The organism is Pseudomonas sp. USTB-Z, from assembly GCF_019691255.1.
Taxonomy (GTDB): domain Bacteria; phylum Pseudomonadota; class Gammaproteobacteria; order Pseudomonadales; family Pseudomonadaceae; genus Aquipseudomonas; species Aquipseudomonas alloputida.
Map to the genome: position 1 here is coordinate 1 of NZ_JAECZP010000009.1, position 25,924 is coordinate 25,924.

Below are 25,924 nucleotides of genomic sequence, written 5' to 3' on the forward strand. Positions count from 1 at the left end.
CTTCCCCTTGCCGGGTGTGTAGAGGACTTTCACCCCCAAGTCACCAGCGAGGCCACCACAGCCAAGCTGGTTGCGCTATCGCGCAACGCGCCATGCCTGGCGCACCATAAAGAAAACCCCGCCGAAGCGGGGTTTTCCAGACTGTTTCCCTGTGACATCCGTATCGCCCCGCCATCCTGGCAGGTGGTCCTTCGTCGTCATCCTTGATCTGTCCTATGCGCTTCCTGCGCAACGTCCATGTGGTAAAGATTAACAGTGGATCCAATCTTAGAACAGTGGTGAAAAGTCACCGCGTCGTGTAGGAAAAAGCTTACACAGGGAGTTCATTCACAGATATGCGATGGCTGAGGCCGCTTTGCGGCCCAATCGCGACGCAAGGCCCCACCTATCCAAACTTAGGCAATACCTGTGGGAGCGGCCTTGCGTCGCGATTGGGCTGCGCAGCAGCCCCAGAAATCGATCAGAACTGCTCGGCATCCAGCAGGTACAGCGATTCACTTCCCGCCTTCACCGAAGCCACCAGCGAATCCACCCGTGGCAGCAACCGCGCGAAGTAGAACCGCGCCGTGCCCAGCTTGCCCGAATAGAACGGCGCATCCCCCTCGCCCGCCTGGGCCGCCCGCGCCATCAGTGCCCACATGTAGCCATAGGCAACATAGCCAAAGGCATGCAGGTACTCGACCGAAGCCGCGCCAATTTCATTCGGGTTGCCCTTGGCCTGCTGCAGTACCCACTCGGTCAACCCGTCGAGCTGATCGAGCGAAGCGCCCAGTGGCTTGGCGAATTCGTCCAATTCGCTGCCTGCACCGGTAATGAACTGACGAATCTCGTCAGAGAACAGCTTGTAGTATGCCCCGCCGCTGGCCACCACTTTACGCCCCATCAGGTCGAGGGCCTGGATGCCATTGGTACCTTCGTAGATCTGGGTAATGCGCACGTCGCGCACCAACTGCTCCTGCCCCCACTCACGAATGTAACCATGCCCGCCAAATACCTGCTGGCCGTGCACTGCGCACTCCAGGCCCAGGTCGGTGAGGAAGGCCTTCGCCACCGGCGTCAGCAGTGCCACCAGCTCTTCGCTGCGTTTGCGCACGCTGGCGTCTTCGCTGTACTTGGCACTGTCCAGTTGCATGGCCACATAAGTGGAGAATGCGCGGCCACCTTCGATCAGCGCCTTCATGGTCAACAGCATGCGACGCACGTCCGGGTGGACGATGATCGGGTCGGCAGCCTTGTCCTTGGCTTGTGGGCCGGCCGGGGCACGGCTTTGCAGGCGATCGCGGGCGTACTCCACGGCGTTCTGGTAGGAGCGCTCGGCCGACGCCAGGCCTTGAATGCCAACGCCCAGGCGCTCGTAGTTCATCATGGTGAACATGGCCGCCAGGCCTTTGTTCGGCTCACCGACGATGTAGCCGACAGCTTCGTCGAAGTTCATCACACAGGTAGCCGAGGCCTGGATGCCCATTTTGTGCTCGATCGAGCCGCAAGTGGCCGGGTTCCGCGCGCCGAGGCTACCGTCTTCATTGACCAGGAATTTCGGCACCAAGAACAGCGAAATACCTTTCGGCCCCGCCGGTGCATCCGGCAACTTGGCCAGCACCAGATGGATGATGTTCTCGGTCAGGTCGTGTTCGCCACCCGTGATGAAAATCTTGGTACCGCTGACCTTGTAGCTGCCATCCGCCTGGGGCTCGGCCTTGGTGCGGATGATGCCCAGGTCAGTACCGGCATGCGGCTCGGTCAGGCACATGGAGCCGGCCCAAACGCCGGCATACATGTTCGGAAGGTATTTTTCCTTCAAGGCCTCGCTGGCGTGGGCGTTGATCGACAGACAGGCGCCGGCCGTCAGCATCGGGTACAGGCCGAAAGCCAGGCTGGACGCGTTGACCATTTCCTCGACCTGGGCCGAGATGGCCTTGGGCATGCCCATACCGCCGAACAGCGGGTCGCCGCCCACGCCCACCCAGCCGCCTTCGGCGTAGGTGTTGTAGGCTTCAATGAAACCGGCTGGGGTCCGCACCGCGCCGTTGTCCCAGTGGCAGCCCTCTTCGTCGGCGGCGCGGCTGAGCGGCGCAATGGTCTTGGCGGTGACCTTGCCGGCTTCTTCCAGCACGGCCATGGCCGTGTCGGCATCGACAACCTCGGCCAGCCCGGGCAACTGCGTCCACTGCTCGGCCACGTTGAAGACTTCATTCAGTACGAAGCGCATGTCGCGCAGGGGCGCTTTATAGTCAGCCATGACAACCTCTCGCTAGTCGGGTCGGGGCGGTCTCGGGGAACCGCGACACTGGGGTTACTGGCAGTGTAACCGAACAACTTTTGCGAGACATAGGGTCATCAACCGACTGTATAGTCTCGCCTGGTCACGCCGTGCGCACTGCCCCCCGCAGTGATTGTCGCCCATGCACCATGACACAATTTCGCCCCGCGCCTTTGGCACTGTAAAGCGCCTGGTCGGCGGATTTCAGCACCGCCTCGGGGTTGCGATGATCGGCCTGGCGCTCGGCCACGCCGATACTGATGGTGACCGAGACCGTGCCGCCGGCGCTGCCCGCCCGGCGCTGGCGCCCGGCGGTATCGTCCTGCGGGCGGTTGTGCTGATCGCGCAGGTGCATCACGTAATTGGCGATCACTTCACGCACGGCCTCCACATGCGGCACGCATTCCGCGGCAGTCTTGCCGGCGAACACCAAGGCGAACTCTTCCCCGCCATAACGGTAGGCGCGGCCACCGCCGGTGACCTTGGACAAGCGGCTGGCGACCAACCGCAGCACCTGGTCACCGACATCGTGGCCGTGGGTGTCGTTGAATTTCTTGAAGTGGTCGACATCGGTCATGGCGATCACATAGTTACGCCCCAGGCGCTGCATGCGCTCGTTCAGCGCACGACGCCCCGGCAGGCCAGTCAGCTCGTCACGGAAGGCCATCTGATAAGCCTCGTGCGCCACGGCTGCGGCGATCATCAACATTACCTGGCTGCACATGATGTTCAAGGTAAACGGCAGGATGAAGGTTTGCGGCAGCATCCAGAAAATGCCCAGCAGGCCGATCAACTGCGCAGCGTGCAGCGGCCGGGGTGCACGCAGATACTGCACCACCAGCAGAATGAACACACCCAGGAACAGTGGGTAGACCATCTGGATCAGGCTCATCCAGTGGCCATGCAAAGCCGGCCAGCGGATCTCCGCCAACCAGGTCAGCAACGCCTCGGGGTAGCTTTGCTGGAGGGCCACCGCCACACTGCCCACGGCAAACAGCACGGCACCGCGGGCGACCAGGTCCTGCAGCAGGTGCGTGCGCTCCTGCCAGGCGCCGTACAGCCCGAACAGCGCCGGCAGCAACAGGCAGACCAGGTGGAAAATCACCGCGGCGTCCTCACGCACGCGGCCATGATCACGGTAGAAGTCAGTCTGGGTATCGAGCAGGAAGTAGGCGATGTACACCGTCAGCATCAGGAACAGCTCACGCTGGCGGCGGTAAACCGCACAGTAGGCGCCGCCCAGCAGTAGAACCAAGGTAGGCAGGACATTGAACAGCGATGTGAAAAAGACGCTGAGGTCTCTCACATAGGCTGCGGCGAGCCCTGCCAGCAACAAGAACAGCGACGGCAGGAAGTGGCTTGCGCGAACAGCATTAAAACGAAACAAGGGTAATCTCCAACCCGGCAGATCAATAATGGCATTGTGCCCTCACTTCATCGGCAGTGCACTGGAACAGTTGAATTTGCGGTTGGATGAACGAACTTCCGGCCGCCACGCGAGCCTTGTAGGAGCGGGTTTACCCGCGAATACGGTAGCGCCGGCAACGGTGAACGGCTGATGGAGATTGGCCAGCAGGGCCGGCCTCTTCGCGGGTGAACCCGCTCCTACGAGGGACCACGCTGAACCTGAAGACGTAAAAAACCCGCCTCCCGGTCAGGGCAGGCGGGTTTTGGGTACAGCGCCAGTATCAGTACGACAGGCCGAAGTGCTCTTCGTCCATCGCCATCAGGTTGTTGGCGCCCGACAGCATGGTCGCCACATGGGTACGGGTACGTGGCAGGATGCGCTGGAAGTAGAAGCGGGCAGTCTGCAGCTTGGCGGTGTAGAACGCCTCCTCGCTGGTACCGGCTGCCAGTTTCTCGGCGGCCAGACGGGCGATGTCGGCCCAGAAGTAAGCCAGGCAGGCATAGCCGGAGTACATCAGGTAATCGACCGAAGCCGCACCCACTTCTTCACGGTCCTTCATGGCAGCCATGCCCACTTTCATGGTCAGCTCGCCCCACTCCTTGTTGATGGCCGCCAGCGGTTCGACGAACTCCTTGACCGCTTCGTTACCTTCCTGCGCCTGGCAGAACTTGTGCACGATCTTGGTGAAGCCCTTCAGTGCTTCGCCCTGAGTCATCAGCACTTTGCGACCGAGCAGGTCGAGGGCCTGAATACCGGTAGTGCCTTCGTACAGCATGGAGATACGGCTGTCGCGCACGTTCTGCTCCATGCCCCATTCGGCGATGAAGCCATGGCCGCCGTAGATCTGTACGCCGTGGTTGGCGGCTTCGAAACCGACTTCGGTCATGAATGCCTTGGCGATCGGGGTCAGGAACGCCAGCAGGGCGTCAGCCTTCTTGCGCTCTTCTTCGTCCTGGCTGTACTTGACGATGTCCACCTGCTTGGCAGTGAAGTACACCATCGCGCGGTTGCCTTCGGCGAAGGCCTTCATGGTCAGCAGCATGCGGCGCACGTCGGGATGGACGATGATCGGGTCAGCGGCCTTGTCCGGTGCTTTCGGACCGGTCAGGGAACGCATCTGCAGGCGCTCACGGGCGTACTTCAGGCCACCCTGGAACGCCACCTCGGCGTGGGCCAGGCCTTGCAGCGCGGTACCCAGGCGAGCAGTGTTCATGAAGGTGAACATGCAGTTCAGGCCTTTGTTGGCTGGGCCGATCAGGTAGCCGGTGGCCGCATCGAAGTTCATGACGCAGGTGGCGTTACCGTGGATGCCCATCTTGTGTTCGATCGAGCCGCAGCTCACGCCGTTGCGCTCGCCCACACCGCCTTCGGCGTTGGGCAGGAACTTCGGCACGATGAACAGTGAAATACCCTTGGTGCCGGCCGGTGCGTCCGGCAGGCGGGCCAGGACGATATGGACAATGTTGTCGGCCATGTCGTGCTCACCGGCCGAGATGAAGATCTTGGTGCCCGACACTTTGTAGCTGCCGTCGGCCTGTGGCTCGGCCTTGGTGCGCAGCATGCCCAGGTCGGTGCCGCAGTGCGGTTCGGTCAGGCACATGGTGCCGGTCCACTCGCCGGACACCAGCTTGGTCAGGTAGGTGTGCTGCTGCTCGGCAGTGCCATGCGCAGAAATAGTGTTCATCGCGCCATGCGACAGGCCTGGGTACATACCCCACGACCAGTTCGAGCCACCGACCATTTCGCTCAGGGCCAGGCCCAGCGACTCTGGCAGGCCTTGGCCGCCATGCTCGACGTCATGTGCCAGGCTCGGCCAGCCGCCTTCGACGAACTGCTGGTAGGCTTCCTTGAAGCCGGTTGGGGTTTTCACCCCCGATTCGCTCCAGGTGCAGCCTTCCTGGTCACCCACGCGGTTCAGCGGCGACAACACCTGCTCACAGAACTTCGCGCCTTCTTCAAGGATCGCGTCGACCATATCGGGCGTGGCGTCCTGGCAGCCCGGCAGGCTCTGATAGTGCGCCTCATAGCCAAGCAGCTCGTCGCGAACGAAGCGGATATCACGCAAGGGGGCTTTGTAGTCAGGCATTGCGATGAACCTCTAGGTGAGTTCTGTGGGGTGACCCGCGCTTGGCGGAAGCCGATCAAACAGTTGTTTGAAACTTACGTTTAGCTCAGCTTTCTGTCAAGGATGGACTATGGTGCCATTTACGCCACGAAAAATGGCAAATCAGTCATGCCATGCCAAAAACCCCTGTAGGAGCGGGCTTGCCCGCGAAGAGGCCCGACCAGACAAAATTGTTGTCTGATCGGACGCATTCGCGGGCAAGCCCGCTCCTACAAGGGCAGGCGCTGAAATAGGGGATGACGCAAGTGTTCAGGCGTAGGTGTCGATGATCCGGCCAAGCATTTCGTCGGATGCCTTGGCGACCTTCGCGCCGAGCTCGACTTCGGTCTTGCCCACCGCCTGTTGCACGACACTGGTGGCCAGGTCCATCTGCTGGCTGCGGTCGACCGCGCGCAGGCGTTCGGCCTGAAAATCGCTGGACTGGCTAGTGGCGGTACGTTCGGCAGTGGTGTTGGCGATCTGGCTGGCAGCCTGATCGACGCGGTTCTGGCCGGTCTGGATTGCGCTCAGGCCCGCGTAGTAGGCGGAGCTACCGGTGATTTCCATGTCAGGACTCCATTGACGCTGGATGACGAACAGCCCAATTAAAACAGGCTAGGGGCGAAAAGGCCCGTTTAAATCCCTAATGGCTCAATGCCAGTTGATAGGCCTTGGGTATTCCTGCACTGGCCGCCTCGCGGGTAAACCCGCGCCCACAACGGTATGCGTCCTCTCGTAGGAGCGGGTTTACCCGCGAAGAGGCCGGGCCTGCATCACACTAATCCAGCAGATCCAGCTGCAGATGCTCAGCCACCATGTCGGCACTGGCCTGCTTGAGCTTGGGCACCCGCCCCAGGCAAGGCGCCGGCAAGCGCTCTGCAAGGCTGGCCAGGTTCTCTTCCAGGCGTGAAGTGCGCGGCTCAATGATGTTTGCCACCCAACCCGCCAACTGCAGCCCATCACGCTCGATCGCTTCGGCGCTGAGCAAGGCATGGCTGATGCAACCCAACCGCACGCCTACCACCAGAATCACCGGCAACCGCAGGGCAACGGCAAGGTCGGACAGGTTCTCCAGGCCCGACAGCGGTACGCGCCAGCCACCGGCCCCCTCTATCAGGGTGAAGTCGGCATTTTGTTGCAGCACATTGCGCATCGCCGCGAGCAGTTCTGGCACAGCCAGCGTCACCCCTGCCTCGCGCGCCGCCACATGCGGGGCAATTGCAGGCTCGAAGGCAAACGGATTGACCTGCTCATAGGGCAGCTTGACCGTGCTTTCGTCGATCAGCGCCAAGGCATCGCTATTGCGCAGGCCTTTCGGTGTCATGGTGCAGCCCGAGGCCACCGGCTTGGCACCCAGCGTGCTCATGCCCTGCAAACGCGCCGCATGCAACAGGCCGGCGGCGATGGTGGTCTTGCCGACATCGGTATCGGTACCCGCAATGAAAAAGGCCTGGCTCATCGTGCTCCCCTTAAGCCTGTGGCTTGCGCAACACACCATAGACCACTTGATAGGTGGCTGGCAGCCCCGCAGGCTGGCGAAATGCCTCATAGGCCTGCAGCAGGCCCTGCATTCGCGCCCGGCCGGTGAGGCCGGAAGGTCGCCCAGGGTTCAGATTGTGCGCCCCCAACGCCTTCAGTTCGTGGGTCAGGCTGCGCACATCCGGGTAGTGCAGCACATGCGGGCACCGCTCCAGCTCAAGCTGTTCAAAACCGCTGGCTGCGCACAGGCGCTGATAGTCTTCGAAACGGCGGAAGCGGTTTACATGCACCAGGCCATCCACCGCCTGCCAGCTGGCGCGCAGTTCGTCGAGGGTGCCCACGCACAGGCTGCTGAAGGCCAGTACTCCACCTGGGCGCAGCACCCGCTGCGCTTCGGCCAGCACACAGGCGAACTGATCGCACCACTGCACCGCCAGGCTGGAAAACACCAGGTCGACGCTGCCATCGCGCAGCGGCAAACGCTCGGCGTCGCCAACCACATGATACTGCGCCCCACCCTTTACGTGACGGGCATGCAGCAACATGCCTTCGGCTATATCCACCGCCACGCCGCTGGCCTGGGCGAAACGCTCGGCCAGCATGCGGCTGAAATGGCCGGTGCCGCTGCCCAGGTCCAGCCAGTGTGACGGCTGCAGGCCTGCCGGCAACTGCTCCAGCAGGCTCAGGCCTACAGCGCGCTGAAGGGCCGCCACGCTGTCGTAACTGGCCGCGGCGCGGGAGAACGAGGCCGCCACCTGACGCTTGTCTGGCAATGCGCCGGGCAGGGTCGGACGGGAAAGGTCAGTCATCGCCACTCTCATGCAGAAAACTCTTGATGCCCGCCGCCAGCTCCTGCGGATACTCCAGCAGGAACGCGTGGGAACTGTCTTCGACCAGGCCCACTTCTACATCGGGCAACAGCTCGCTCAACGCCTTTGCCGCCTCTGCCGGCACTAGCGCATCGCTGCCGGCGAACAGGTGCAGTTGCGGGCCACCATAGGCCTGCAAGGCTTCACGGGTGTCCAGCTTGGCCAGCACTTCAAGGCCAGTGGCCAGGTACAACGGGTCGGTATCCGGCACGCCGACACCCAGCTGACGCAACAAGGTGCGCGGCTGCAGGGCGCCGTCACTGCACAAGGTACGGAAGCGCTTGAGGGTGACCTGGGTATGGTTGCGGCAGCCGTCGAGGAAGGTGCCGAAGGTATCTTCGGCCATGCCATGGGGCCAATCTGGCCGGGCCAGGAAGCTGGGGTTGCTGGCCAAGGTCAGCAGCCCGCAGCAGTGGTCGCCACGCTTGTGCGCCAGCGCGCTGGCCAACATGCCACCCAGTGACCAGCCACCCAGCCAGACATTGCTGGGCAGCTTGCGGTCCAGATGGTCGATCCAGGCCTGCACATCGCTGTGGGCCAGTTCTGGCAGGGGCATCAGCTCTACCTGCAGGCGGGCGTCCTGAGCACGCAGGCTAGCGGCCAGCGGCTCCAGCGCAGCAGTTCCCAAGCCCCAGCCGGGCAATAGAACAAGTCGATTACGCATCGGCGTTCTCCAACTGTGGATAACACTCGGCCAATGCATTCAACAATAGCTGCACCTGCGCCTCGCTGTGTGCGGCGCTCAGGGTTACCCGCAGGCGTGCGCTGCCAGCCGGCACGGTGGGTGGGCGGATGGCCGTCACCAGCAAGCCGCGCTCACGCAGCAGGCGTGACAGGCGCAACGCCTGCGCACTGTCGCCGATGACGATGGGCTGGATCGGCGTCGGGCTGTCCATCAACTGCAGCCCCATCTGCTGCGCGCCTTCTCGGAACTGGCGAATCAAGGCTGCCAGGTGCTCACGACGCCAGGTTTCGCGGCGCAGCAGCTCCAGGCTCTTGAGTGTGGCGCAGGCCAGCGCCGGTGGCTGGCTGGTGGTGTAGATGTAGGGGCGGGCGAACTGTACCAGCGCCTCGATCAGCGCTTCGCTGCCAGCAACAAAGGCGCCCGCAGTGCCGCAAGCCTTGCCCAGCGTGCCGATCAGCACCGGTACGTCATCCACGCCCAGGCCAAAGTGCTCGACGATGCCGCCGCCCTGTGCGCCCAAGGTACCCAGGCCATGGGCATCGTCAACCATCAACCAGGCTCCGCGGGCACGGGCGACATCAGCCAGCGCCGGTAGGTCGGCCAGGTCACCGTCCATGCTGAATACGCCATCGGTCACCACCAGGGTATTGCCGACCGCCTTGTCCAGGCGGCTGGCCAGGCTGGCCGGGTCGTTGTGCAGGTAGCGGTTGAAGCGGGCGCCACTGAGCAGCCCGCCATCCAGCAGCGAAGCATGGTTGAGGCGGTCTTGCAGTACCGTGTCGCCCTGCCCTACCAGCGCCGTGATGGCGCCCAGATTGGCCATATAGCCGGTGGAGAACAACAGTGCGCGCGGGCGGCCGGTCAGTTCAGCCAGTGCCTCTTCAACCTGATGGTGCGGAGTGCTGTGGCCAACCACCAAGTGCGAGGCACCACCCCCCACACCCCAGCGCTCGGCGCCGGCCTGCCAGGCGGCGATCACCTCGGGGTGGTTGGCCAGGCCCAGGTAGTCATTGCTGCAGAAGGCCAGCAACCGCTGGCCGTCGACCACGACTTCCGGCCCTTGCGGGCTTTCCAGCAATGGCCGCTGCCGATACAGGTCTGCGGCGCGCCGTTCGGCCAGGCGCGCTGCCAGGTCGAAAGCCATATCAGGCTGTCGCGGCGTCGTAGAACATCTCGCTGCTGCGCTGCTCGACCAGCGCTTGCTCGATGGCTGCCTGGTGCACTTCGTCGGCGTGCTCTTCACGCGCTTCGGGCTTGATGCCCAGGCGTGCGAACAGCTGCATGTCCTTGTCGGCCTGGGGGTTGGCAGTGGTCAGCAGCTTTTCGCCGTAGAAGATCGAGTTGGCGCCCGCCATGAAGGCCAGGGCCTGCATCTGCTCGTTCATCTGCTCGCGGCCGGCGGACAGGCGCACGTGAGACTTGGGCATGAGGATACGGGCCACGGCCAGCATACGGATAAAGTCGAACGGGTCGACGTCCTCTTCCTCAGCCAGCGGCGTGCCGGCCACCTTGACCAGCATGTTGATCGGCACCGACTCCGGGTGTTCCGGCAGGTTGGCCAGCTGGATCAGCAGGCCGGCGCGGTCATCCAGCGATTCACCCATGCCCAGAATGCCACCAGAGCAGATTTTCATCCCGGCATCGCGCACGTAGGCCAGGGTCTGCAGGCGCTCGCTGTAGGTACGTGTGGTGATGATGCTGCCGTAGAACTCCGGCGAGGTGTCGAGGTTGTGGTTGTAGTAGTCCAGACCCGCGTGGGCCAGGGCCTTGGTCTGCTCCTGATCGAGTTTGCCGAGGGTCATGCAGGTTTCCAGGCCCATGGCCTTGACGCCTTTGACCATCTCCAGCACGTAGGGCATGTCTTTGGCCGACGGGTGCTTCCACGCCGCCCCCATGCAGAAACGGGTAGAACCGATGGCTTTGGCGCGGGCAGCTTCTTCCAGCACCTTCTGCACTTCCATCAGCTTCTGTTTCTCCAGCCCGGTGTTGTAGTGGCCGGACTGCGGACAATATTTGCAATCTTCCGGGCAGGCGCCGGTCTTGATCGACAGCAAGGTCGAAACCTGCACGCGGTTGGGGTTGAAATGCGCGCGGTGCACGGTCTGCGCCTGGAACAGCAAGTCATTGAACGGTTGCTGGAACAGCGCCTTGACCTCGGCCAGGGACCAGTCGTGACGTGTTGTTGCAGTTGTGCTGGCGCTCATCGGCGTTTCCTTGTTTAGGCTGTAGCTGGCGCCGGGACAGGAAAGCCCGCCAGCGCATCACGGATAGCTCGCATAGTCATGGAAGGCCTATGAACTGTCAACTGCACTGGAAGCGACTGGTTTACAAGTGGTCACTTATTAATCAGAAATGCTTGTTATGTGATGAGCCTGCCGAGCAGCATTACCCGCTGTGCATCACCTGCGAACAGGCGCTGCCCTGGCTGGGTGATCAGTGCCGGCATTGCGCCCTGCCCTTGCCCATGGCCGGCTTGACCTGCGCCCCGTGTGGCCGCTGCTTGCCGGCCTTCGATCAGGTCATTGCCCTGTGGCATTTCGGCTTTCCGGTGGACACGTTGATCAGCCGTTTCAAGCACAATCGCCAATGGCCTTTGGGGCGCCTGATGGCTGAGCTGCTGGGGCACGGGCTGCTGTATCGCTATGCCGAAGGGTTGCCTCGCCCTGACCTGCTGTTGCCTGTGCCTTTGGCCAGGCGTCGACTGCGCGAGCGGGGGTTCAACCAGGCGGGGATGCTTGGGCGGTGGTTGTCATCGCACGTCGGCGTAACCTGCAACGAGCGTTTGCTGGTCCGCACCCGCGAGACACCGGCACAGCAACATCTGGGCGCCAAGGCACGGCAGCGCAATTTGCGCCAGGCGTTCGCGGTCATGGGCAAACTGGAAGGCAAGCATGTCGCCATCGTCGATGATGTGTTGACCACCGGTGCCACTGCGCAGGCTATCGCCCAGGCACTGCGCAAGGCAGGTGCGCGGCGGGTGGATGTGTATTGCCTGGCACGTACGCCCAAACCGGGGTATGTATGACCAGGCGCGACCTGCCCTTTGTAAAGCACCCTTGTATACGGAATACCCATGTCCCTACCCGCCCTTCTCACCCAGCACATCGCCCGCCGCCCACAGCGCATCGCGCTGCTGCAGCACATTGCCGAACAAGGCTCGATCACCCGCGCCGCCAAGGCCGCAGGTATCAGCTACAAGGCGGCCTGGGATGCCATCGACGAGCTCAACAACCTGGCCAGCCAGCCCTTGGTCAAGCGCAGCACCGGTGGCCGCGGCGGTGGCGGTGCGCACTTGTCGCCGGAAGGCGAGCGGGTGTTGCGCCTGTACCAACGGCTGCAGGCCCTGCAGGCACAAATCCTTGAGGCCGCCGAAGAATCCAGCGACCTCGACCTGCTCGGGCGCCTGATGCTGCGCACCAGTGCGCGCAACCAGTTGCAGGGCCAGGTCAGCGGCCTGCGCCCTGAAGGCCGGTATGACCGCGTCAGCCTGGCATTGAGCGGCGGGTTGGAGATCGATGCGCTGATCACCCACGACAGCACTGCGCGCCTGGAGCTGACAGTGGGAACAACGGTGGTGGCGCTGCTCAAGGCCGGGTGGGTGCGCTTGTTGGCGGAGGGGGAAGAGGCCGAAGCGGGGAGCAATTGCCTTTGCACGAAGGTGGAGGAAGTGCTGGCAGAGGTCGATGGGCCCAGTGAAGTCAGGCTGGCGTTAGGCAACGGGCAGACCCTGTGTGCAATGGCTGATGCGCACTGGTTGGCTGCCCAGCATGTCGTGGATGGCAGTGTGGTGCGGGTACAGTTTCACCCGTCTTATGTGTTGATCGGGGTTCCCGCATAGTCTGGCCGCGCGGTGCGCGGTTCGCGGGCTTGCCCGCTCCCACAGGGACCGCACCACCCGATGCATCTGGGCCGTAATGTGCGGGCACGCCCGCGAAGGGGCCGACACCGGTATAAAGCGGTACCATGTCCCCACGCCGCTTACCCTCCGGAGCCACCATGTCCCACCCCTTCGACACCCTCACCCCCGACCTGGTCCTGGACGCAGTGGAAAGCCTGGGCTTTCTCAGCGATGCGCGGGTGCTGGCGCTGAACAGCTACGAGAACCGCGTGTACCAGGTGGGCATCGAAGACGCGCAGCCGCTGATTGCCAAGTTCTACCGCCCAGGCCGCTGGAGCGATGCAGCCATCCTTGAAGAACACGCCTTCACGGCCGAACTCGCCGACTGTGAAGTCCCGGTGGTTGCGCCCCTGCAGCACGATGACCGCACCTTGTTCGAACACAAGGGCTTCCGCTTCACGCTGTTCCCCCGTCGCGGCGGCCACGCCCCCGAGCCTGGCAACCTCGACCAGTTGTATCGCCTGGGTCAGTTACTTGGCCGCCTGCATGCCGTGGGCGCCAGCAAACCGTTCAAGCACCGCGAGGCACTGGCTGTGGACAACTTTGGCCACGCCTCGCTGAACACCTTGCTGGAGGGTAATTTTGTCCCGCGTGAACTGCTGCCGGCGTTCGAGTCCGTGGCCCGCGATCTGCTCAAGCGGGTGGAGGACATCTACGCTCGCACACCACACCAGCTCATCCGCCTGCACGGCGACCTGCACCCGGGCAACCTGATGCACCGTGACGAGGTGTACCACGTGGTCGACCTCGACGATTGCCGCATGGGCCCTGCGGTGCAAGACCTGTGGATGATGCTGGCCGGCAACCGCGAGGAGCGCCTGGGGCAACTGGCCGAGCTGATCGACGGCTACAACGAGTTCCACGACTTCGACCCGCGCGAACTGGCCCTGATCGAGCCCCTGCGCGCCCTGCGCCAGCTGCACTATAGCGCCTGGCTGGCAAGGCGCTGGGACGACCCCGCGTTCCCGCCCAGCTTCCCTTGGTTTGGCCAGCCACGCTACTGGGGCGACCAGATTCTCGCCTTGCGCGAACAGATGGCGGCGCTGGATGAAGCACCGCTGAAATTGTTCTAGAAGCACGCCCGCCTCTGTCTACAATAGGCGTCGCTTTATTTAGCAACCTAAGCAAGGATTCTGTATGCACGCCGCAAACCCGCGTCGCGGGTACATACTGGGCTTGAGCGCCTACATCATCTGGGGCCTTTTCCCCCTCTACTTCAAGGCAATCCAGAGCGTCCCGGCGGTGGAAATCATTGTCCACCGGGTGCTCTGGTCAGCACTGTTCGGCTCGCTGCTGCTACTGGTGTGGAAACACCCCGGCTGGTGGCGGGAACTGCGCAACAACCCGCGCCGGCTGGGCATCCTGGCACTGAGCGGGGCACTGATCGCCGGTAACTGGCTGACCTACGTGTGGTCGGTGAACAACGGCCGTATGCTCGAGGCCAGCCTGGGCTATTACATCAACCCGCTGATCAACGTACTGCTGGGCATGCTGATTCTTGGCGAGCGCCTGCGCCGCCTGCAATGGCTGGCGGTGGGCATGGCTGCCGTGGGTGTGGCGCAGCAGGTGTGGCAAGTGGGCAGCCTGCCGTGGGTGTCACTGGTGCTGGCGTTGAGCTTCGGCTTCTATGGGCTGATCCGTAAGCAGGCGCCGGTGGCGGCACTGCCCGGCCTGGTGGTGGAAACCTGGATGCTGGTGCCGCTGGCCCTTGGCTGGCTGCTGCTGCACCCGGCCGCGATGAGTGCCCAGGGCGCGTTCTATACCAGCAGCGAGGCGCTGTGGCTGATGGCGGCCGGGCCGGTGACGCTGGTGCCGCTGGTATGCTTCAACGCCGCCGCACGGCACCTGCCGTACACCACGCTGGGCTTCCTGCAGTACCTGGCACCGACCTTGGTGCTGTTGCAGGCTGTAGTGCTGTTCGATGAGCATTTGTCGTCGAGCACCCTGGCGGCCTTCATGTTCATCTGGGCAGGTTTGGCGATTTACAGCGTCGATGCATGGCTGAACTTGCGCAAACGTAGCTGATCAGAAAACGATCAAAGATCTGCAGGCCATGTAGCGCCTGGCCTGCAGAGACATCTCCATAGGTTATCCACACCCTCGTCCCCGCGCTTTGTGCACAAGCTGCTGATAATTGAGCATTTTTTGAGCAAAACAGTACAAGGCACGTGATACCTGGGCTGGAGAGGTACACCCCCAGGTTATCCACAGGGCCTTCCCCGTGATATCGGGATAACCGCAGATGGCCGCTTCGCAACACAAGGCCGCCCCACATTTGTCCGGTGTACGCAGGACCATGTGGGAGCGGGCTTGTGTCGCGATAGGGCCGCAAAGCGGCCCCGGCAATTGCTGATCAATCCTCTGCCCGCAGCTTCAACTCCACCATCAAGTCATCCGCCAGGCTCTCCAGCCGCTGCTGCAGTTCTTCCAGCGGCAAGGTCAACGGCAACGCCAGCAATGCGTCGGCGTGGAACAACGGCTCACTGCTCATCGGCGCCGGCTGCACGTCTGTGGAAAACCGCTCGACGTTTACCTGCAACTCGGCCAGCAAGCGGGTAATGTCCCGCACGATCCCCGGCCGGTCGTTACCCACCAGCTCCATGGCAATTGGCTTCCAGGTGCACGACGGCTCGATCCCGCTCTCGGCAATCAGCACGCGAATGTCATACCTGGCCAGCCCCTGCAGCGAGGCCACAAGCTCGGCGTAATTCTCTGCCGGCACCGCCACCCGCAGAATGCCAGCAAACTGCCCGGCCATACGCGACATGCGGCTTTCCAGCCAGTTACCACTGTGGTCGGCGATGCACTGGGCAATACGTTCGACCTGGCCGGCCTTGTCAGGGGCAATTACAGTCAGTACAAGATGATCCACAAGCCCTTCCTCGTGTCGGACCGCGCCGGGCGGCAGAAAATCGGGGGATCGAGTCAGTATAGGCAAGGCGCGGCAACCTGCCGCAGGGCAATCTGCACAGCCAATCGTGTACTGTTTCAAGATTTATCTGGAACAATCCACCTGTTTTTTGCGAACATACCCACTCCCAGCGTGACCATACGCGACCAACGGGTCGCATAACGGCGCTTTTAGTCTGATTTTGCCCCGCCTACTGCTTCATGTAGTATCCCGTGGCGCGGACTACAAAACGTCGTTTGGATGTCTGCCAAGGCGCCTGTGAAAATACGCACACTGCCCACCAGCCTGTCTGGTAGGCCGCACCCAGCCGCCCCCGAGCATAACCGGTGGCATGCACTGGTGCCGTGTTTAGAGAAGCGCTACAGGCTTAATACAGAAGAGCGAAATAGCTGAGCAGAGTGAGGCAAGCAATGACTGGATACGTTCAAGTCGGTGGCCTTCAGGTCGCCAAGGTCCTGTACGACTTCGTGAACAACGAAGCCATCCCCGGGACCGGCATCGTCGCCGAGCAGTTCTGGGCGGGTGCAGAGAAGATCATCAATGACCTCGCTCCAAAGAACAAAGCCCTGCTCGCCAAGCGCGACGAGCTGCAAGCCAAGATCGACGCCTGGCACCAGGCACGCAAAGGCCAGGCCCACGACGCCGCAGCCTACAAAGCATTCCTCCAGGAAATCGGCTACCTGCTGCCACAAGCCGACGATTTCCAGGCCACCACCCAGAACGTGGACGAAGAAATCGCCCACATGGCCGGCCCACAACTGGTCGTTCCGGTGATGAACGCCCGCTTCGCCCTGAACGCCGCCAACGCCCGCTGGGGTTCGCTGTACGACGCCCTTTACGGCACCGACGCCATCAGCGATGAAGGCGGCGCCGAAAAAGGCCAGGGTTACAACAAGGTACGCGGCGACAAGGTCATCGCCTTCGCCCGCGCCTTCCTTGACGAAGCCGCGCCACTGGCCGCCGGCTCGCACGTTGACTCCACGGGCTACCGCATCGAAGGCGGCAAGCTGGTTGTTGCCTTGAAAGGCGGCAGCAACAGCGGCCTGCGCGACGATGCGCAACTGATCGGCTTCCACGGCGACGCCGCCGCGCCGACTGCCGTGCTGCTCAAGCACAACGGCCTGCACTTCGAAATCCAGGTCGATGCCAGCACCCCCGTCGGCAGCACCGACGCCGCTGGCGTCAAAGACATCCTGATGGAGTCGGCACTGACCACCATCATGGACTGCGAAGACTCGGTTGCAGCCGTAGACGCTGACGACAAAGTCATCGTCTACCGCAACTGGCTGGGCTTGATGAAAGGCGACCTGGCCGAAAGCGTGAGCAAGGGTGGCAAAACCTTCACCCGCACCATGAACCCGGACCGCGAGTACGCGGCGCCTAACGGCGGCAGCGTGACCCTGCACGGTCGTTCGTTGCTGTTCGTGCGCAACGTTGGCCACCTGATGACCAACCCGGCGATCCTCGATGCCCAAGGCAACGAAATCCCCGAAGGTATCCAGGACGGGCTGTTCACCAACCTGATCGCCCTGCACAACCTCAACGGCAACACCAGCCGCAAGAATACCCGCAGCGGCAGCGTGTACATCGTCAAGCCGAAGATGCACGGCCCTGAGGAAGTGGCCTTCGCCGCTGAGATCTTCAGCCAGGTCGAAGACCTGCTGGGCATGCCGCGCAACACCGTCAAGGTCGGCATCATGGACGAGGAACGCCGTACCACGGTCAACCTCAAATCCTGCATCAAGGCAGCCGCCGAGCGCGTGGCGTTCATCAACACCGGCTTCCTTGACCGCACTGGCGATGAAATCCACACCTCGATGGAAGCCGGCGCCGTGGTGCGCAAAGGTGCCATGAAGAACGAGAAGTGGATCGGCGCCTACGAAAACAACAACGTCGACGTTGGCCTGGCCACCGGCCTGCAAGGCCGTGCGCAGATCGGCAAAGGCATGTGGGCCATGCCTGACCTGATGGCCGCCATGCTCGAGCAGAAGATCGCCCACCCGCTGGCCGGTGCCAACACCGCCTGGGTACCGTCGCCAACTGCCGCCACCCTGCACGCCCTGCACTACCACAAGGTGGACGTACAGGCGCGCCAGCGTGAACTGGCTTCACGTACCCCGGCGTCGGTGGACGACATTCTGGCCATTCCGCTGGCTGCCGACACCAACTGGTCGGCCGAAGAGATCCGCAACGAGCTGGACAACAACGCCCAGGGCATTCTCGGCTACGTGGTGCGTTGGATCGACCAGGGCGTAGGTTGCTCGAAGGTGCCGGACATCAACAACGTCGGCCTGATGGAAGACCGTGCCACCCTGCGCATCTCTGCCCAGCTGCTGGCCAACTGGCTGCGCCACGGCGTGGTCAGCCAGGAGCAGGTGCTGGAAAGCCTCAAGCGCATGGCCGTGGTGGTCGATCAGCAGAACGCTGGCGACGCCCTGTACCGCCCGATGGCGCCGAACTTCGACGACAACGTGGCGTTCCAGGCGGCTGTGGAACTGGTGGTGGAAGGTGGCAAGCAACCGAACGGTTATACCGAACCGGTACTGCACCGCCGTCGCCGCGAGTTCAAGGCGCGTAACGGGTTGTAAGTAACATCTGCGCCAGGGTGCCGTTTTGCGGCCCCCTGGCGCATCAACCCATTTTCAGTTCTTTCCTCACCAGCTCCAACAGCTTGCCCAAATCCACCGGTTTGAGCAGGAAGTCCACCACCCCCAGGTGCATCACATCCACTGCTTCTTCCACATCGGTGTCACCCGACACCACAATGATCGACAACGCCGCCCGCTCCGACGCGCGAATTGTCCTGATCAAGTCCAGTCCACTTTCAGGCTGCATGCGCAAATCGGTAATCATCAACCCGATACGCTTCTGGTAGTGCAGGTACAACCTGGCTTCCTCGGCCCCATCCGCCCCCACCGCATCAATGCCCCGGCTTTTCAGGTACAGGATCAGCGCCTCGCGGTTCACCGCGTTGTCATCCACCACCAGCACCAACGGTCTGGCTTCCACAGGCGCACTTTGGTTTATCACGGCCAAGGCCTCGCGCTCGGCGTCGCTCAGGATGTCGGTGTGCTCGGGCATGCTTGTCTCGTCAAAATAATTCCGCTTCAGCATTAGGACCGCATTACTTGCGTAACCCGTTTCGCCTTTCGTCGGGTCTTTGACAAGGGCGCTCATAGACTTACGTCCAATGGGCACCACCCCGCCGCAAGCCGACCATGGAGGCAGAGAACAACATGGCCGGTACCTATATATAGATATATATAGTTCGGCATAGCGATACGGTCAGTTTCATGAGCAAAAAGGACGCCTACAGCCAGGCGGGCAAGACAGCGGTACTGCAAAACATCCAAGGCACATTGCAGTTCCTGCAGCGCTTTCCGCCGTTCAATCAGATGGAGCACAGCCACCTGGCCTTCTTGGTCGAGCAGTGCCAGCTGCGCTTCTACGCCTGCGGTGAAAGCATCGTCAAACCTGCCGACGGGCCGGTCGAGCACTTCTACATCGTCAAGCAAGGCCGCGTGGTTGGCGAGCGCCAGCACCTGGCCAAACCGGGTGTCGAAACCACGTTCGAGATCACCAGCGGGGAGTGCTTCCCGCTGGCAGCCCTGCTGGGTGAGCGGGCAACCCGCACCGAGCACCTGGCCGGGGAAGACACCTTCTGCCTGCAACTGAACAAGGCCGCATTCATCCGCGTGTTCTCGATGTCTGAAGTGTTTCGGGATTTTGCCCTGCGCGGTGTCAGCAGCCTGCTTGATCAGGTCAATCAGCAAGTACGCCAGCGCGCTGTGGAAACCCTCGGCACCCAATACTCGCTGAACACCCCCCTGGGTGAACTGGCCATGCGTCACCCGGTGGTGTGCAGCGCCCATACGCCCCTGCGCGAAGCCGTGCGGCTGATGCACGAGCAACAGGTGGGCAGCATCGTGGTGGTCGACCCGCAGCGCTACCCCATCGGTATCTTCACCTTGCGCGACCTGCGCCAGGTGGTGGCGACAGTAGATGCCGACCTGGGCGCCGCCATCGACCGGCACATGACCGCCAAACCGTTCTACCTCCCACCCCAGGCCAGCGCCTTCGATGCCGCCATGGCCATGACCGAGCGGCATATTGCCCATGTCTGCCTGGTGGAAAACGGACGCCTGTGCGGCGTGGTTTCCGAGCGCGACCTGTTCTCCCTGCAACGGGTCGATCTGGTTCACCTGGCGCGCACCATACGCCATGCGCCACGCCTGGATACGCTGGTTTCGCTGCGCGGCGAAATCAGCCAGCTTGTAGAACGCATGCTGGCCCATGGCGCATCGTCGACGCAGATCACCCAGATCATTACCTTGCTCAACGACCATACCGTGTGCCGGGTCATCGAACTGGCCCTGGCCGAACGTGGCGACCCGGGCGTGCCGTTCAGCTGGCTGTGCTTTGGCAGCGAAGGGCGACGTGAGCAAACCCTGCACACCGACCAGGACAACGGCATCCTCTTCGAAGCAGTCGACAGCGCCGAGGCCGACGCCATCCGCGCTCGCCTGCTGCCGCTGGCGCAATACATCAACCAATGCCTGGCCCAGTGCGGTTTCACCCTGTGCACGGGTAACGTCATGGCCGGCAACCCCGAACTGTGCCTGTCGCGCAGCGAGTGGGCGCGGCGCTTTGCCGGGTTTGTCCGCGAAGCCAGCCCGGAGAACCTGCTGGGCTCGAGCATCTACTTCGACCTGCGTGTGGTGTGGGGCGACGAGCAAGGCTGCGAGCAACTGCGCCAGGGCCTGCTGGCACAGGTAGCCGACAACCGCATCTTCCAGCGCATGATGGCTGACAACGCCCTGCGCCAACGCCCGCCGGTGGGCCGGTTGCGCGAGTTCGTGCTGACACGCCAGGGCAACGACAAGGCGGCGACCCTCGACCTCAAGGTCCAGGGCCTGACGCCCTTCGTGGATGGTGCCCGTTTGCTGGCCCTGGCCAATGGCATAGCAGCCTGCAATACCCTGGAGCGCCTACGCCAACTGGTGGCCAAGGGCGTGATCGAGCCGTTGGACGGCGCCGCCTATGAAGAGGCCTACCACTTCATCCAGCAAACCCGCATGCAGCAGCACCAACGCCAGATTCGCGACAACCTGCCTTACTCCAACCGGCTCGACCCGGACAGCCTCAACCACCTGGACCGGCGCATCCTGCGCGAGTCGCTGCGCCAGGCTCAGCGCCTGCAAAGCAGCCTGGCCTTGCGGTATCAGCTATGAGCCTGTTCGCCTGGCTACGCCCCAGCGCGCCCGAGCTGGACCACGCCAAGCGCCAGCGCCTGGCCCGGTTGCCCAAGCCCGTGCCGCTGGGGGTATGTACCCTGCGTGAGCAGCGCTGGGTGGTGCTGGACCTGGAAACCAGTGGGCTCAACCCCAACCGTGATCAGGTACTGTCGATTGGGGCGGTGGCCATCGAAGACGGTGCCATCGACTTTGCCCAGCAGTTCGAACGCACACTGCACCGGCCTTTGCAGAAGACCAACGCCAGCGTACTGATCCACGGCTTGGGCCCCAGCGCATTGGCTGCCGGTTGCGACCCGGCCGAGGCCTTGCTGGATTTACTCGATTTCATTGGCAACAGCCCGGTGCTGGCGTTTCACGCGCCATTCGACCAGCGCATGCTGGCCCGTGCGCTGAAAGAGACCCTTGGGCATCGCTTGCAGTCAATGTTCCTAGACGTTGCCGAACTGGCACCGATGCTCAACCCAGACACGGTACTGCGCGAGGCCGGGCTGGATGACTGGGTGGCACGGTTTGGCTTGCAGGTTGAAGAACGCCATCATGCCAGTGCCGATGCCCAGGTGACTGCAGAACTGGCGCTGATCCTGTTCAGCCAGGCCCGGCGCCAGCAGCTGGACAGCCCGCTGCAGCTGGAGCAACGGTTGCGCGGGTGGCGACGGCGCAAGATGCAGAGTCATGGTTTGTAAGGCGTGGGATTTGCAGCGCCGGTGAGATTGAGCGCCGCCCGCGCGGCGTATCGCGAGCAAGCTTGATCTCACCGGCGCCACATAACTCAAACCAAGCCCCATGATGGCAATCCGATAAGCGTCCATTGCACCCACCCCCTCCCCTCTGCAACAATCGAGAATAATTATCGTTAGTTAATGCATTCGTTCCAGGGGGACGCTGCTTGTCTTCTGCACAAAGCCCACACGCCGATCTGGTCGGTGCGCTGTACCGCGACCACCGCGGCTGGCTGCTCGCCTGGCTGCAACGCAGCATGGCCTGCCGCCAACGTGCCGAAGACCTGAGCCAGGACACCTTCGTGCGCCTGCTTGGTCGTGAGCAACTGGAGACACCCCGCGAACCCCGCGCGTTTCTGGCCGCCGTGGCCAAGGGGCTGATGTTCGACCACTTCCGTCGCACCGCGCTGGAACAAGCCTACCTGGCCGAGCTGGCATTGATCCCTGAAGCCGAACAGCCGTCGCCAGAAATGCAGCACCTGATCCTTGAAGACCTCAAAGCCATCGACCGCCTGCTCGGCAAGCTGTCGAGCAAGGCTCGCGCGGCGTTTCTGCACAGCCGCCTGGACGGCATGGGCCATGCCGAGATTGCCGAGCGCCTTGGCGTTTCGGTGTCGCGGGTGCGCCAGTACATCGCCCAAGGGATGCGCCAGTGCTATGTAGCCCTGTATGGGGAGCCGACGTGAGCAACGTCCCGGTTTCGTCCCGGGTCCTGGAAGCCGCGATTGCCTGGAAACTCAGCCTCGGCGACAGCAGCAGCACGCCTGATGAGCGCAATGAATTCATGCGCTGGCATGCCGCCAGCGAAGAGCACGCACGTGCCTGGCGCCAGCTCGGCGCCATGGACCAACGCGTTAGCGCGGCGGCTGGCCCGGCACGCCAGGCGCTGCTGCAATCACGCGCCAGCCTGCGGCGACGCATTGGCAAGGTTGGCGGCGGGCTGGCTGGCACGTTTCTGCTCGGCGCGCTGCTGGCATGGGGCGGCGCCCCGTCGCTGGCACCCAGCTACTGGCTGGCTGACCAGCGCACCGCCACGGGAGAGTTGCGTACCTTGCGCCTGGAAGACGGCACACTGCTGAGCCTGAACACCCACACCGCCGTAGACATCGACTACGCCGGCGCGCAACGGGTGATCGTGCTGCACCAAGGCGAAATCTCGGTCGAAACCGGCCACCAGGACTCGCGCCCGCTGCTGGTACGCACTGAGGACGGTCGCTTGCGGCCACTGGGCACGCGCTTCCTGGTGCGCCGCGAAGCCGACGGTACGCGCCTGGAAGTGCTACAAGCCTCGGTCGCCGCCATGCCGCATAACAGCGGCGACGAACAGGTGCTGCGCGAAGGCCAGCAGGTGTTGATGAACGCCGACGGCATCGGCGAGGTTGGCACGGTGCCTGCCGGTGCCGATGCCTGGACCCGCGGCATGCTGGTGGTCGACAACGTACGCCTGGGCGACCTGCTCGCCACACTGGGCCAGTACCGCAGCGGCTACCTCGGGGTGGATGCCAAGGTCGCCGACCTGCGTGTGACCGGCAGCTTCCCGCTGACCAACACCGACCTGGCGCTGGCCTCGCTGGTGCCGGCGTTGCCGGTGAAGATCGAGCGGCATACGCAGTGGTGGGTGAACGTCACGTCCAAATAGGCCGGGCCTGCTGGCCAAATTTCCACCCGCCGTTCACCGTTGCCGCCACCACCGTATTCGCGGGTAAACCCGCTCCTAGTGGGCACACATCGGGGTCGTCGTAGGAGCGGGTTCACCCGCGAAGAGGCCGGTGCTGGCAAACCCCCTTTTAAATAATTCTCAATATTTTTCAGATTCACCCTGTCACTTTTCAGATCTCGCTCGGCAAGGAAGCAGCAAGCACTTACCCGTCGAGGAACCGCCGCATGCCCCGTGCCGTTGATCATATTCTGCGCCCCAGCCTGATGGCCCTGGCCATCGGCCTGGCTGCCCCGCTGACCAGCCCTGCCTTGTTCGCCGCCGAGCAATCCATGTCGCGCGCCTACAACCTGCCCAGCGCGCCACTGGCCACCACCCTCAACCAGATCGCCAGCCAGGCCGGCATTGCCTTGGCCATCGACCCGGCACTGGTCAGCGGACGCACCTCGACCCCGGTAAGTGGCCAATACGACGGCCTGGGCGCCCTGCAAGCCGCCCTGAGCGGTACCGGCCTGCAGTTGCAGCAGAGCAGTGCGGGCAGCTACAGCCTGGTGGCCGTGCCGGATGGCACACTGGCCTTGCCGGAAACCACCGTGAATGCCACCAGCGCCAGCGAAAGCGCCTGGGGCCCGGTTGAAGGCTACGTGGCCAAGCGCACTGCTGCTGGCACCAAGACTGACACGGCACTTGTGGAGGTCCCCCGCTCCATCTCTGTGGCCACCCGCGAGCAAATGAAAGACCGCGGTGTACACAGCCTGGATGATGCAGTGCGCTATATGCCAGGTATCGTCTCCGCCAGCTTCGGCAGCGATACGCGGTATGACTGGATGCGCGTGCGCGGCTTCGAGCCAACGCAATTTCTGGATGGGCTGCCGCTGCCACGCGGGGTGTATGCCAACCCGAAAGCCGAAACCTGGAACCTCGACCGCCTCGCCCTGCTGCGCGGCCCGGCCTCTTCGATCTACGGCCAGACCCCACCTGGCGGCCTGCTGGACATGGTCAGCCGCCGTCCGCAAGCGGAAAGCGCTCACGAAATCGAGCTTCAATACGGCAGCGACAACCATCGCCAGATCAACTTCGCCAGCACCGGCAAGATCGACGATGAAGGTCGCTTTCTCTATGGCGTCAGTGGCGTTATCCGTGACAGTGGCACCCAGATCGACCACATCGACAACAAGCGCTACAACATTGCCCCAAGCCTGACCTGGAACATTGACGAAGACACGACGCTGACCTTCCTGACCCAGTTCACCCGTGACGATACCGGTGCCACCAGCCAATTCCGGCCCATCCAGGGCACCAAGATCGACATGCCGTTCGGCAAGATCTCGCACCACAAGAACCTGGGTGACCCGGATTACGAGTTCTACGACCGTACTTACTACGCGCTGGGTTACGCCTTCGAACACCGCATCAACGACGTCTGGCAGTTCCGCCAGAACCTGCGCTACACCAAGTCAGACCTGTCGTTCCAGACCATCACCCCTGGCAGTTACTACGAGCCCGGCGGCCCGGTCAAAGACGATGGCACTGTCAGCCGCATGTCCACCAACACCGATGAAGACATCAGCCAGTTCGCAGTGGACAACAACTTCCAGGCGGACTTCGCTACCGGGGACATCAACCACACGCTGTTGATCGGCCTGGACCACCAGCGCATCAACACCAACTACCTGTCGATCTTCGACTTCACCGTGCCGGACAGCAACGTCAACAACCCGGTCTACGGGCTGCCGATCACTCGCCCGGATCGCTCGACCGCGTTTTACGACTACAACCAGAAAACCCGTCAGACCGGCCTGTATGTGCAGGACCAGATGGCGCTTGGTAACTGGCGCCTGACCCTGGGCGGTCGTGAAGACTGGGTGCACACCGGCACCAAGTTCTTCAACCAGGGCGATGCCACCAATACCCAGCGGGACAAGAAGTTCAGCGGCAACGCAGCCATCAGCTACGTGTTCGACTCAGGCTTCGTGCCGTACCTGTCCTATGCCGAGTCGTTCCAGCCGTCCAGCAATGCCAGTGTGTCGGCCTCGGACTCGTTCAAGCCCACCGAAGGCAAACAGTGGGAGCTGGGCGTGAAGTATCAGCCGCCGGGGTCCAACACCCTGTTGTCGGCAGCCGTGTACGACCTGACTCAGAAAAACGTCTCGGTCACCAACACGGTCGGTGGTGTGACCATCACCAGCCAGACCGGTGAAGTGAAAGTCCGCGGCCTTGAGCTGGAAGCGGTTTCCGATGTGACCGACAACCTGAAGGTGATTGCCGCCTACACCCTGGCCAAGTCCGAGGTGCAGGATGGCGATTTCAAAGGTAACCGCCTGCAACTGATGCCTAACCAGCAAGCGTCCATCTGGGGCGACTACACCTGGCACTCAGGCGTACTCGACGGCTTCGGCATAGGCCTGGGCGCGCGTTATACCGGTAACACCTACGGTGACCAAGGCAATACCTACCTGGGCAAGGCCAAGGCCTACACCGTCTTCGACGGGTCGGTGCATTACGACCTGGGTCGCCTGAACGGCAGCCTGAAGGGCGCGTCGGTCGCGGTCACCGCCACCAACCTGCTGAACAAGGACTACCTCTCTACTTGTGACGCGTACTACTGCTACTACGGCGATGAGCGCAGCGTTGTCGCCAGCGCCACTTACAAGTTCTGAGTAAGCTGGGGCCGCCTTG

At 62.8% G+C, this 25,924-nt stretch carries 22 protein-coding genes; 11 read left to right on the forward strand and 11 right to left on the reverse strand.

What is annotated here, in order from left to right:
• A partial coding sequence (locus tag I8746_RS12335) for a hypothetical protein (RefSeq protein WP_221100726.1) occupies positions 1–207 on the forward strand: 207 nt, incomplete at its 5' end.
• A gap of 253 nt (positions 208–460) precedes the next feature.
• Here I8746_RS12335 and I8746_RS12340 read toward each other — a convergent pair.
• The 9 genes from I8746_RS12340 to bioB all read right to left on the reverse strand — a co-directional run bounded on the left by I8746_RS12340 (position 461) and on the right by bioB (position 11,009).
• Positions 461–2,239, reverse strand: coding sequence for an acyl-CoA dehydrogenase C-terminal domain-containing protein (locus I8746_RS12340; RefSeq protein ID WP_003255600.1), 1,779 nt, complete (start codon positions 2,237–2,239; stop codon positions 461–463).
• Between the two features lie 124 nt (positions 2,240–2,363).
• Complete coding sequence (locus tag I8746_RS12345) at positions 2,364–3,647, reverse strand: diguanylate cyclase (protein WP_014755114.1); 1,284 nt, start codon at positions 3,645–3,647, stop codon at positions 2,364–2,366.
• Between the two features lie 301 nt (positions 3,648–3,948).
• On the reverse strand, positions 3,949–5,754 hold the full coding sequence (locus tag I8746_RS12350) for a phenylacyl-CoA dehydrogenase (protein WP_010951720.1): 1,806 nt from the start codon (positions 5,752–5,754) through the stop codon (positions 3,949–3,951).
• A 288-nt stretch (positions 5,755–6,042) separates the two neighbouring features.
• The gene (locus I8746_RS12355; protein ID WP_003255603.1) at positions 6,043–6,339 is read right to left on the reverse strand and encodes a hypothetical protein; all 297 of its coding nucleotides are present in this window, start codon (positions 6,337–6,339) and stop codon (positions 6,043–6,045) included.
• A gap of 211 nt (positions 6,340–6,550) precedes the next feature.
• Positions 6,551–7,231 carry a dethiobiotin synthase gene (gene bioD / locus I8746_RS12360; RefSeq protein WP_003255605.1) on the reverse strand — a complete coding sequence of 227 codons (681 nt, stop codon included), beginning with the start codon at positions 7,229–7,231 and terminating at the stop codon, positions 6,551–6,553.
• A 10-nt stretch (positions 7,232–7,241) separates the two neighbouring features.
• Positions 7,242–8,060 (reverse strand): malonyl-ACP O-methyltransferase BioC, encoded by an 819-nt coding sequence (gene bioC, locus I8746_RS12365; protein WP_017148051.1) that lies wholly within the window; start codon positions 8,058–8,060, stop codon positions 7,242–7,244.
• Positions 8,053–8,784: an alpha/beta fold hydrolase gene (locus I8746_RS12370; protein WP_003255608.1), complete on the reverse strand. Its 732-nt coding sequence runs from the start codon at positions 8,782–8,784 to the stop codon at positions 8,053–8,055. Before I8746_RS12370 ends, bioC begins: the two co-directional genes overlap by 8 nt.
• A complete protein-coding gene (bioF, locus tag I8746_RS12375) occupies positions 8,777–9,949 on the reverse strand; it encodes an 8-amino-7-oxononanoate synthase (RefSeq protein ID WP_014755112.1) in 1,173 nt (390 codons plus the stop codon). The genes I8746_RS12370 and bioF overlap by 8 nt, the downstream gene beginning before the upstream one ends.
• A 1-nt stretch (position 9,950) precedes the next feature.
• Positions 9,951–11,009: a biotin synthase BioB gene (bioB, locus tag I8746_RS12380; RefSeq protein ID WP_011953281.1), complete on the reverse strand. Its 1,059-nt coding sequence runs from the start codon at positions 11,007–11,009 to the stop codon at positions 9,951–9,953.
• Between the two features lie 89 nt (positions 11,010–11,098).
• On the opposite strand from bioB, the gene I8746_RS12385 reads away from it, so the two are divergent.
• The 4 genes from I8746_RS12385 to rarD all read left to right on the forward strand — a co-directional run bounded on the left by I8746_RS12385 (position 11,099) and on the right by rarD (position 14,728).
• On the forward strand, positions 11,099–11,830 hold the full coding sequence (locus I8746_RS12385; protein ID WP_014755111.1) for a ComF family protein: 732 nt from the start codon (positions 11,099–11,101) through the stop codon (positions 11,828–11,830).
• Between the two features lie 48 nt (positions 11,831–11,878).
• The gene (locus I8746_RS12390; protein ID WP_011953279.1) at positions 11,879–12,643 is read left to right on the forward strand and encodes a TOBE domain-containing protein; all 765 of its coding nucleotides are present in this window, start codon (positions 11,879–11,881) and stop codon (positions 12,641–12,643) included.
• Positions 12,644–12,801: 158 nt separating this feature from the next.
• The gene (locus I8746_RS12395) at positions 12,802–13,776 is read left to right on the forward strand and encodes a serine/threonine protein kinase (protein ID WP_004577117.1); all 975 of its coding nucleotides are present in this window, start codon (positions 12,802–12,804) and stop codon (positions 13,774–13,776) included.
• A gap of 64 nt (positions 13,777–13,840) precedes the next feature.
• On the forward strand, positions 13,841–14,728 hold the full coding sequence (gene rarD / locus I8746_RS12400) for an EamA family transporter RarD (protein WP_003255619.1): 888 nt from the start codon (positions 13,841–13,843) through the stop codon (positions 14,726–14,728).
• A gap of 328 nt (positions 14,729–15,056) precedes the next feature.
• Here rarD and I8746_RS12405 read toward each other — a convergent pair whose 3' ends face one another.
• On the reverse strand, positions 15,057–15,575 hold the full coding sequence (locus I8746_RS12405; protein ID WP_003255620.1) for a glycine cleavage system protein R: 519 nt from the start codon (positions 15,573–15,575) through the stop codon (positions 15,057–15,059).
• 449 nt (positions 15,576–16,024) lie between these two features.
• Here I8746_RS12405 and I8746_RS12410 point away from each other — a divergent pair, with 449 nt between their 5' ends.
• Entirely contained in the window at positions 16,025–18,202 is a 2,178-nt protein-coding gene (locus tag I8746_RS12410; protein WP_003255621.1) for a malate synthase G, read from the forward strand.
• Positions 18,203–18,245: 43 nt separating this feature from the next.
• Here the strand turns inward: I8746_RS12410 and I8746_RS12415 are convergent, their stop codons facing one another.
• Entirely contained in the window at positions 18,246–18,791 is a 546-nt protein-coding gene (locus I8746_RS12415; protein ID WP_011953277.1) for a response regulator, read from the reverse strand.
• A gap of 116 nt (positions 18,792–18,907) precedes the next feature.
• Here I8746_RS12415 and I8746_RS12420 point away from each other — a divergent pair, with 116 nt between their 5' ends.
• From I8746_RS12420 to I8746_RS12440, 5 genes are all read left to right on the forward strand, one after another.
• The gene (locus I8746_RS12420; protein ID WP_014755106.1) at positions 18,908–20,845 is read left to right on the forward strand and encodes a putative nucleotidyltransferase substrate binding domain-containing protein; all 1,938 of its coding nucleotides are present in this window, start codon (positions 18,908–18,910) and stop codon (positions 20,843–20,845) included.
• Positions 20,842–21,552, forward strand: coding sequence for a PolC-type DNA polymerase III (locus I8746_RS12425; RefSeq protein ID WP_011953275.1), 711 nt, complete (start codon positions 20,842–20,844; stop codon positions 21,550–21,552). Before I8746_RS12420 ends, I8746_RS12425 begins: the two co-directional genes overlap by 4 nt.
• 203 nt (positions 21,553–21,755) lie before the next feature.
• A complete protein-coding gene (locus I8746_RS12430; RefSeq protein ID WP_003255629.1) occupies positions 21,756–22,274 on the forward strand; it encodes an RNA polymerase sigma factor in 519 nt (172 codons plus the stop codon).
• Positions 22,271–23,227 (forward strand): FecR domain-containing protein, encoded by a 957-nt coding sequence (locus tag I8746_RS12435; RefSeq protein ID WP_221100727.1) that lies wholly within the window; start codon positions 22,271–22,273, stop codon positions 23,225–23,227. Before I8746_RS12430 ends, I8746_RS12435 begins: the two co-directional genes overlap by 4 nt.
• A 245-nt stretch (positions 23,228–23,472) precedes the next feature.
• Complete coding sequence (locus I8746_RS12440; RefSeq protein WP_221100728.1) at positions 23,473–25,905, forward strand: TonB-dependent siderophore receptor; 2,433 nt, start codon at positions 23,473–23,475, stop codon at positions 25,903–25,905.
• Positions 25,906–25,924: the final 19 nt, after the last annotated feature.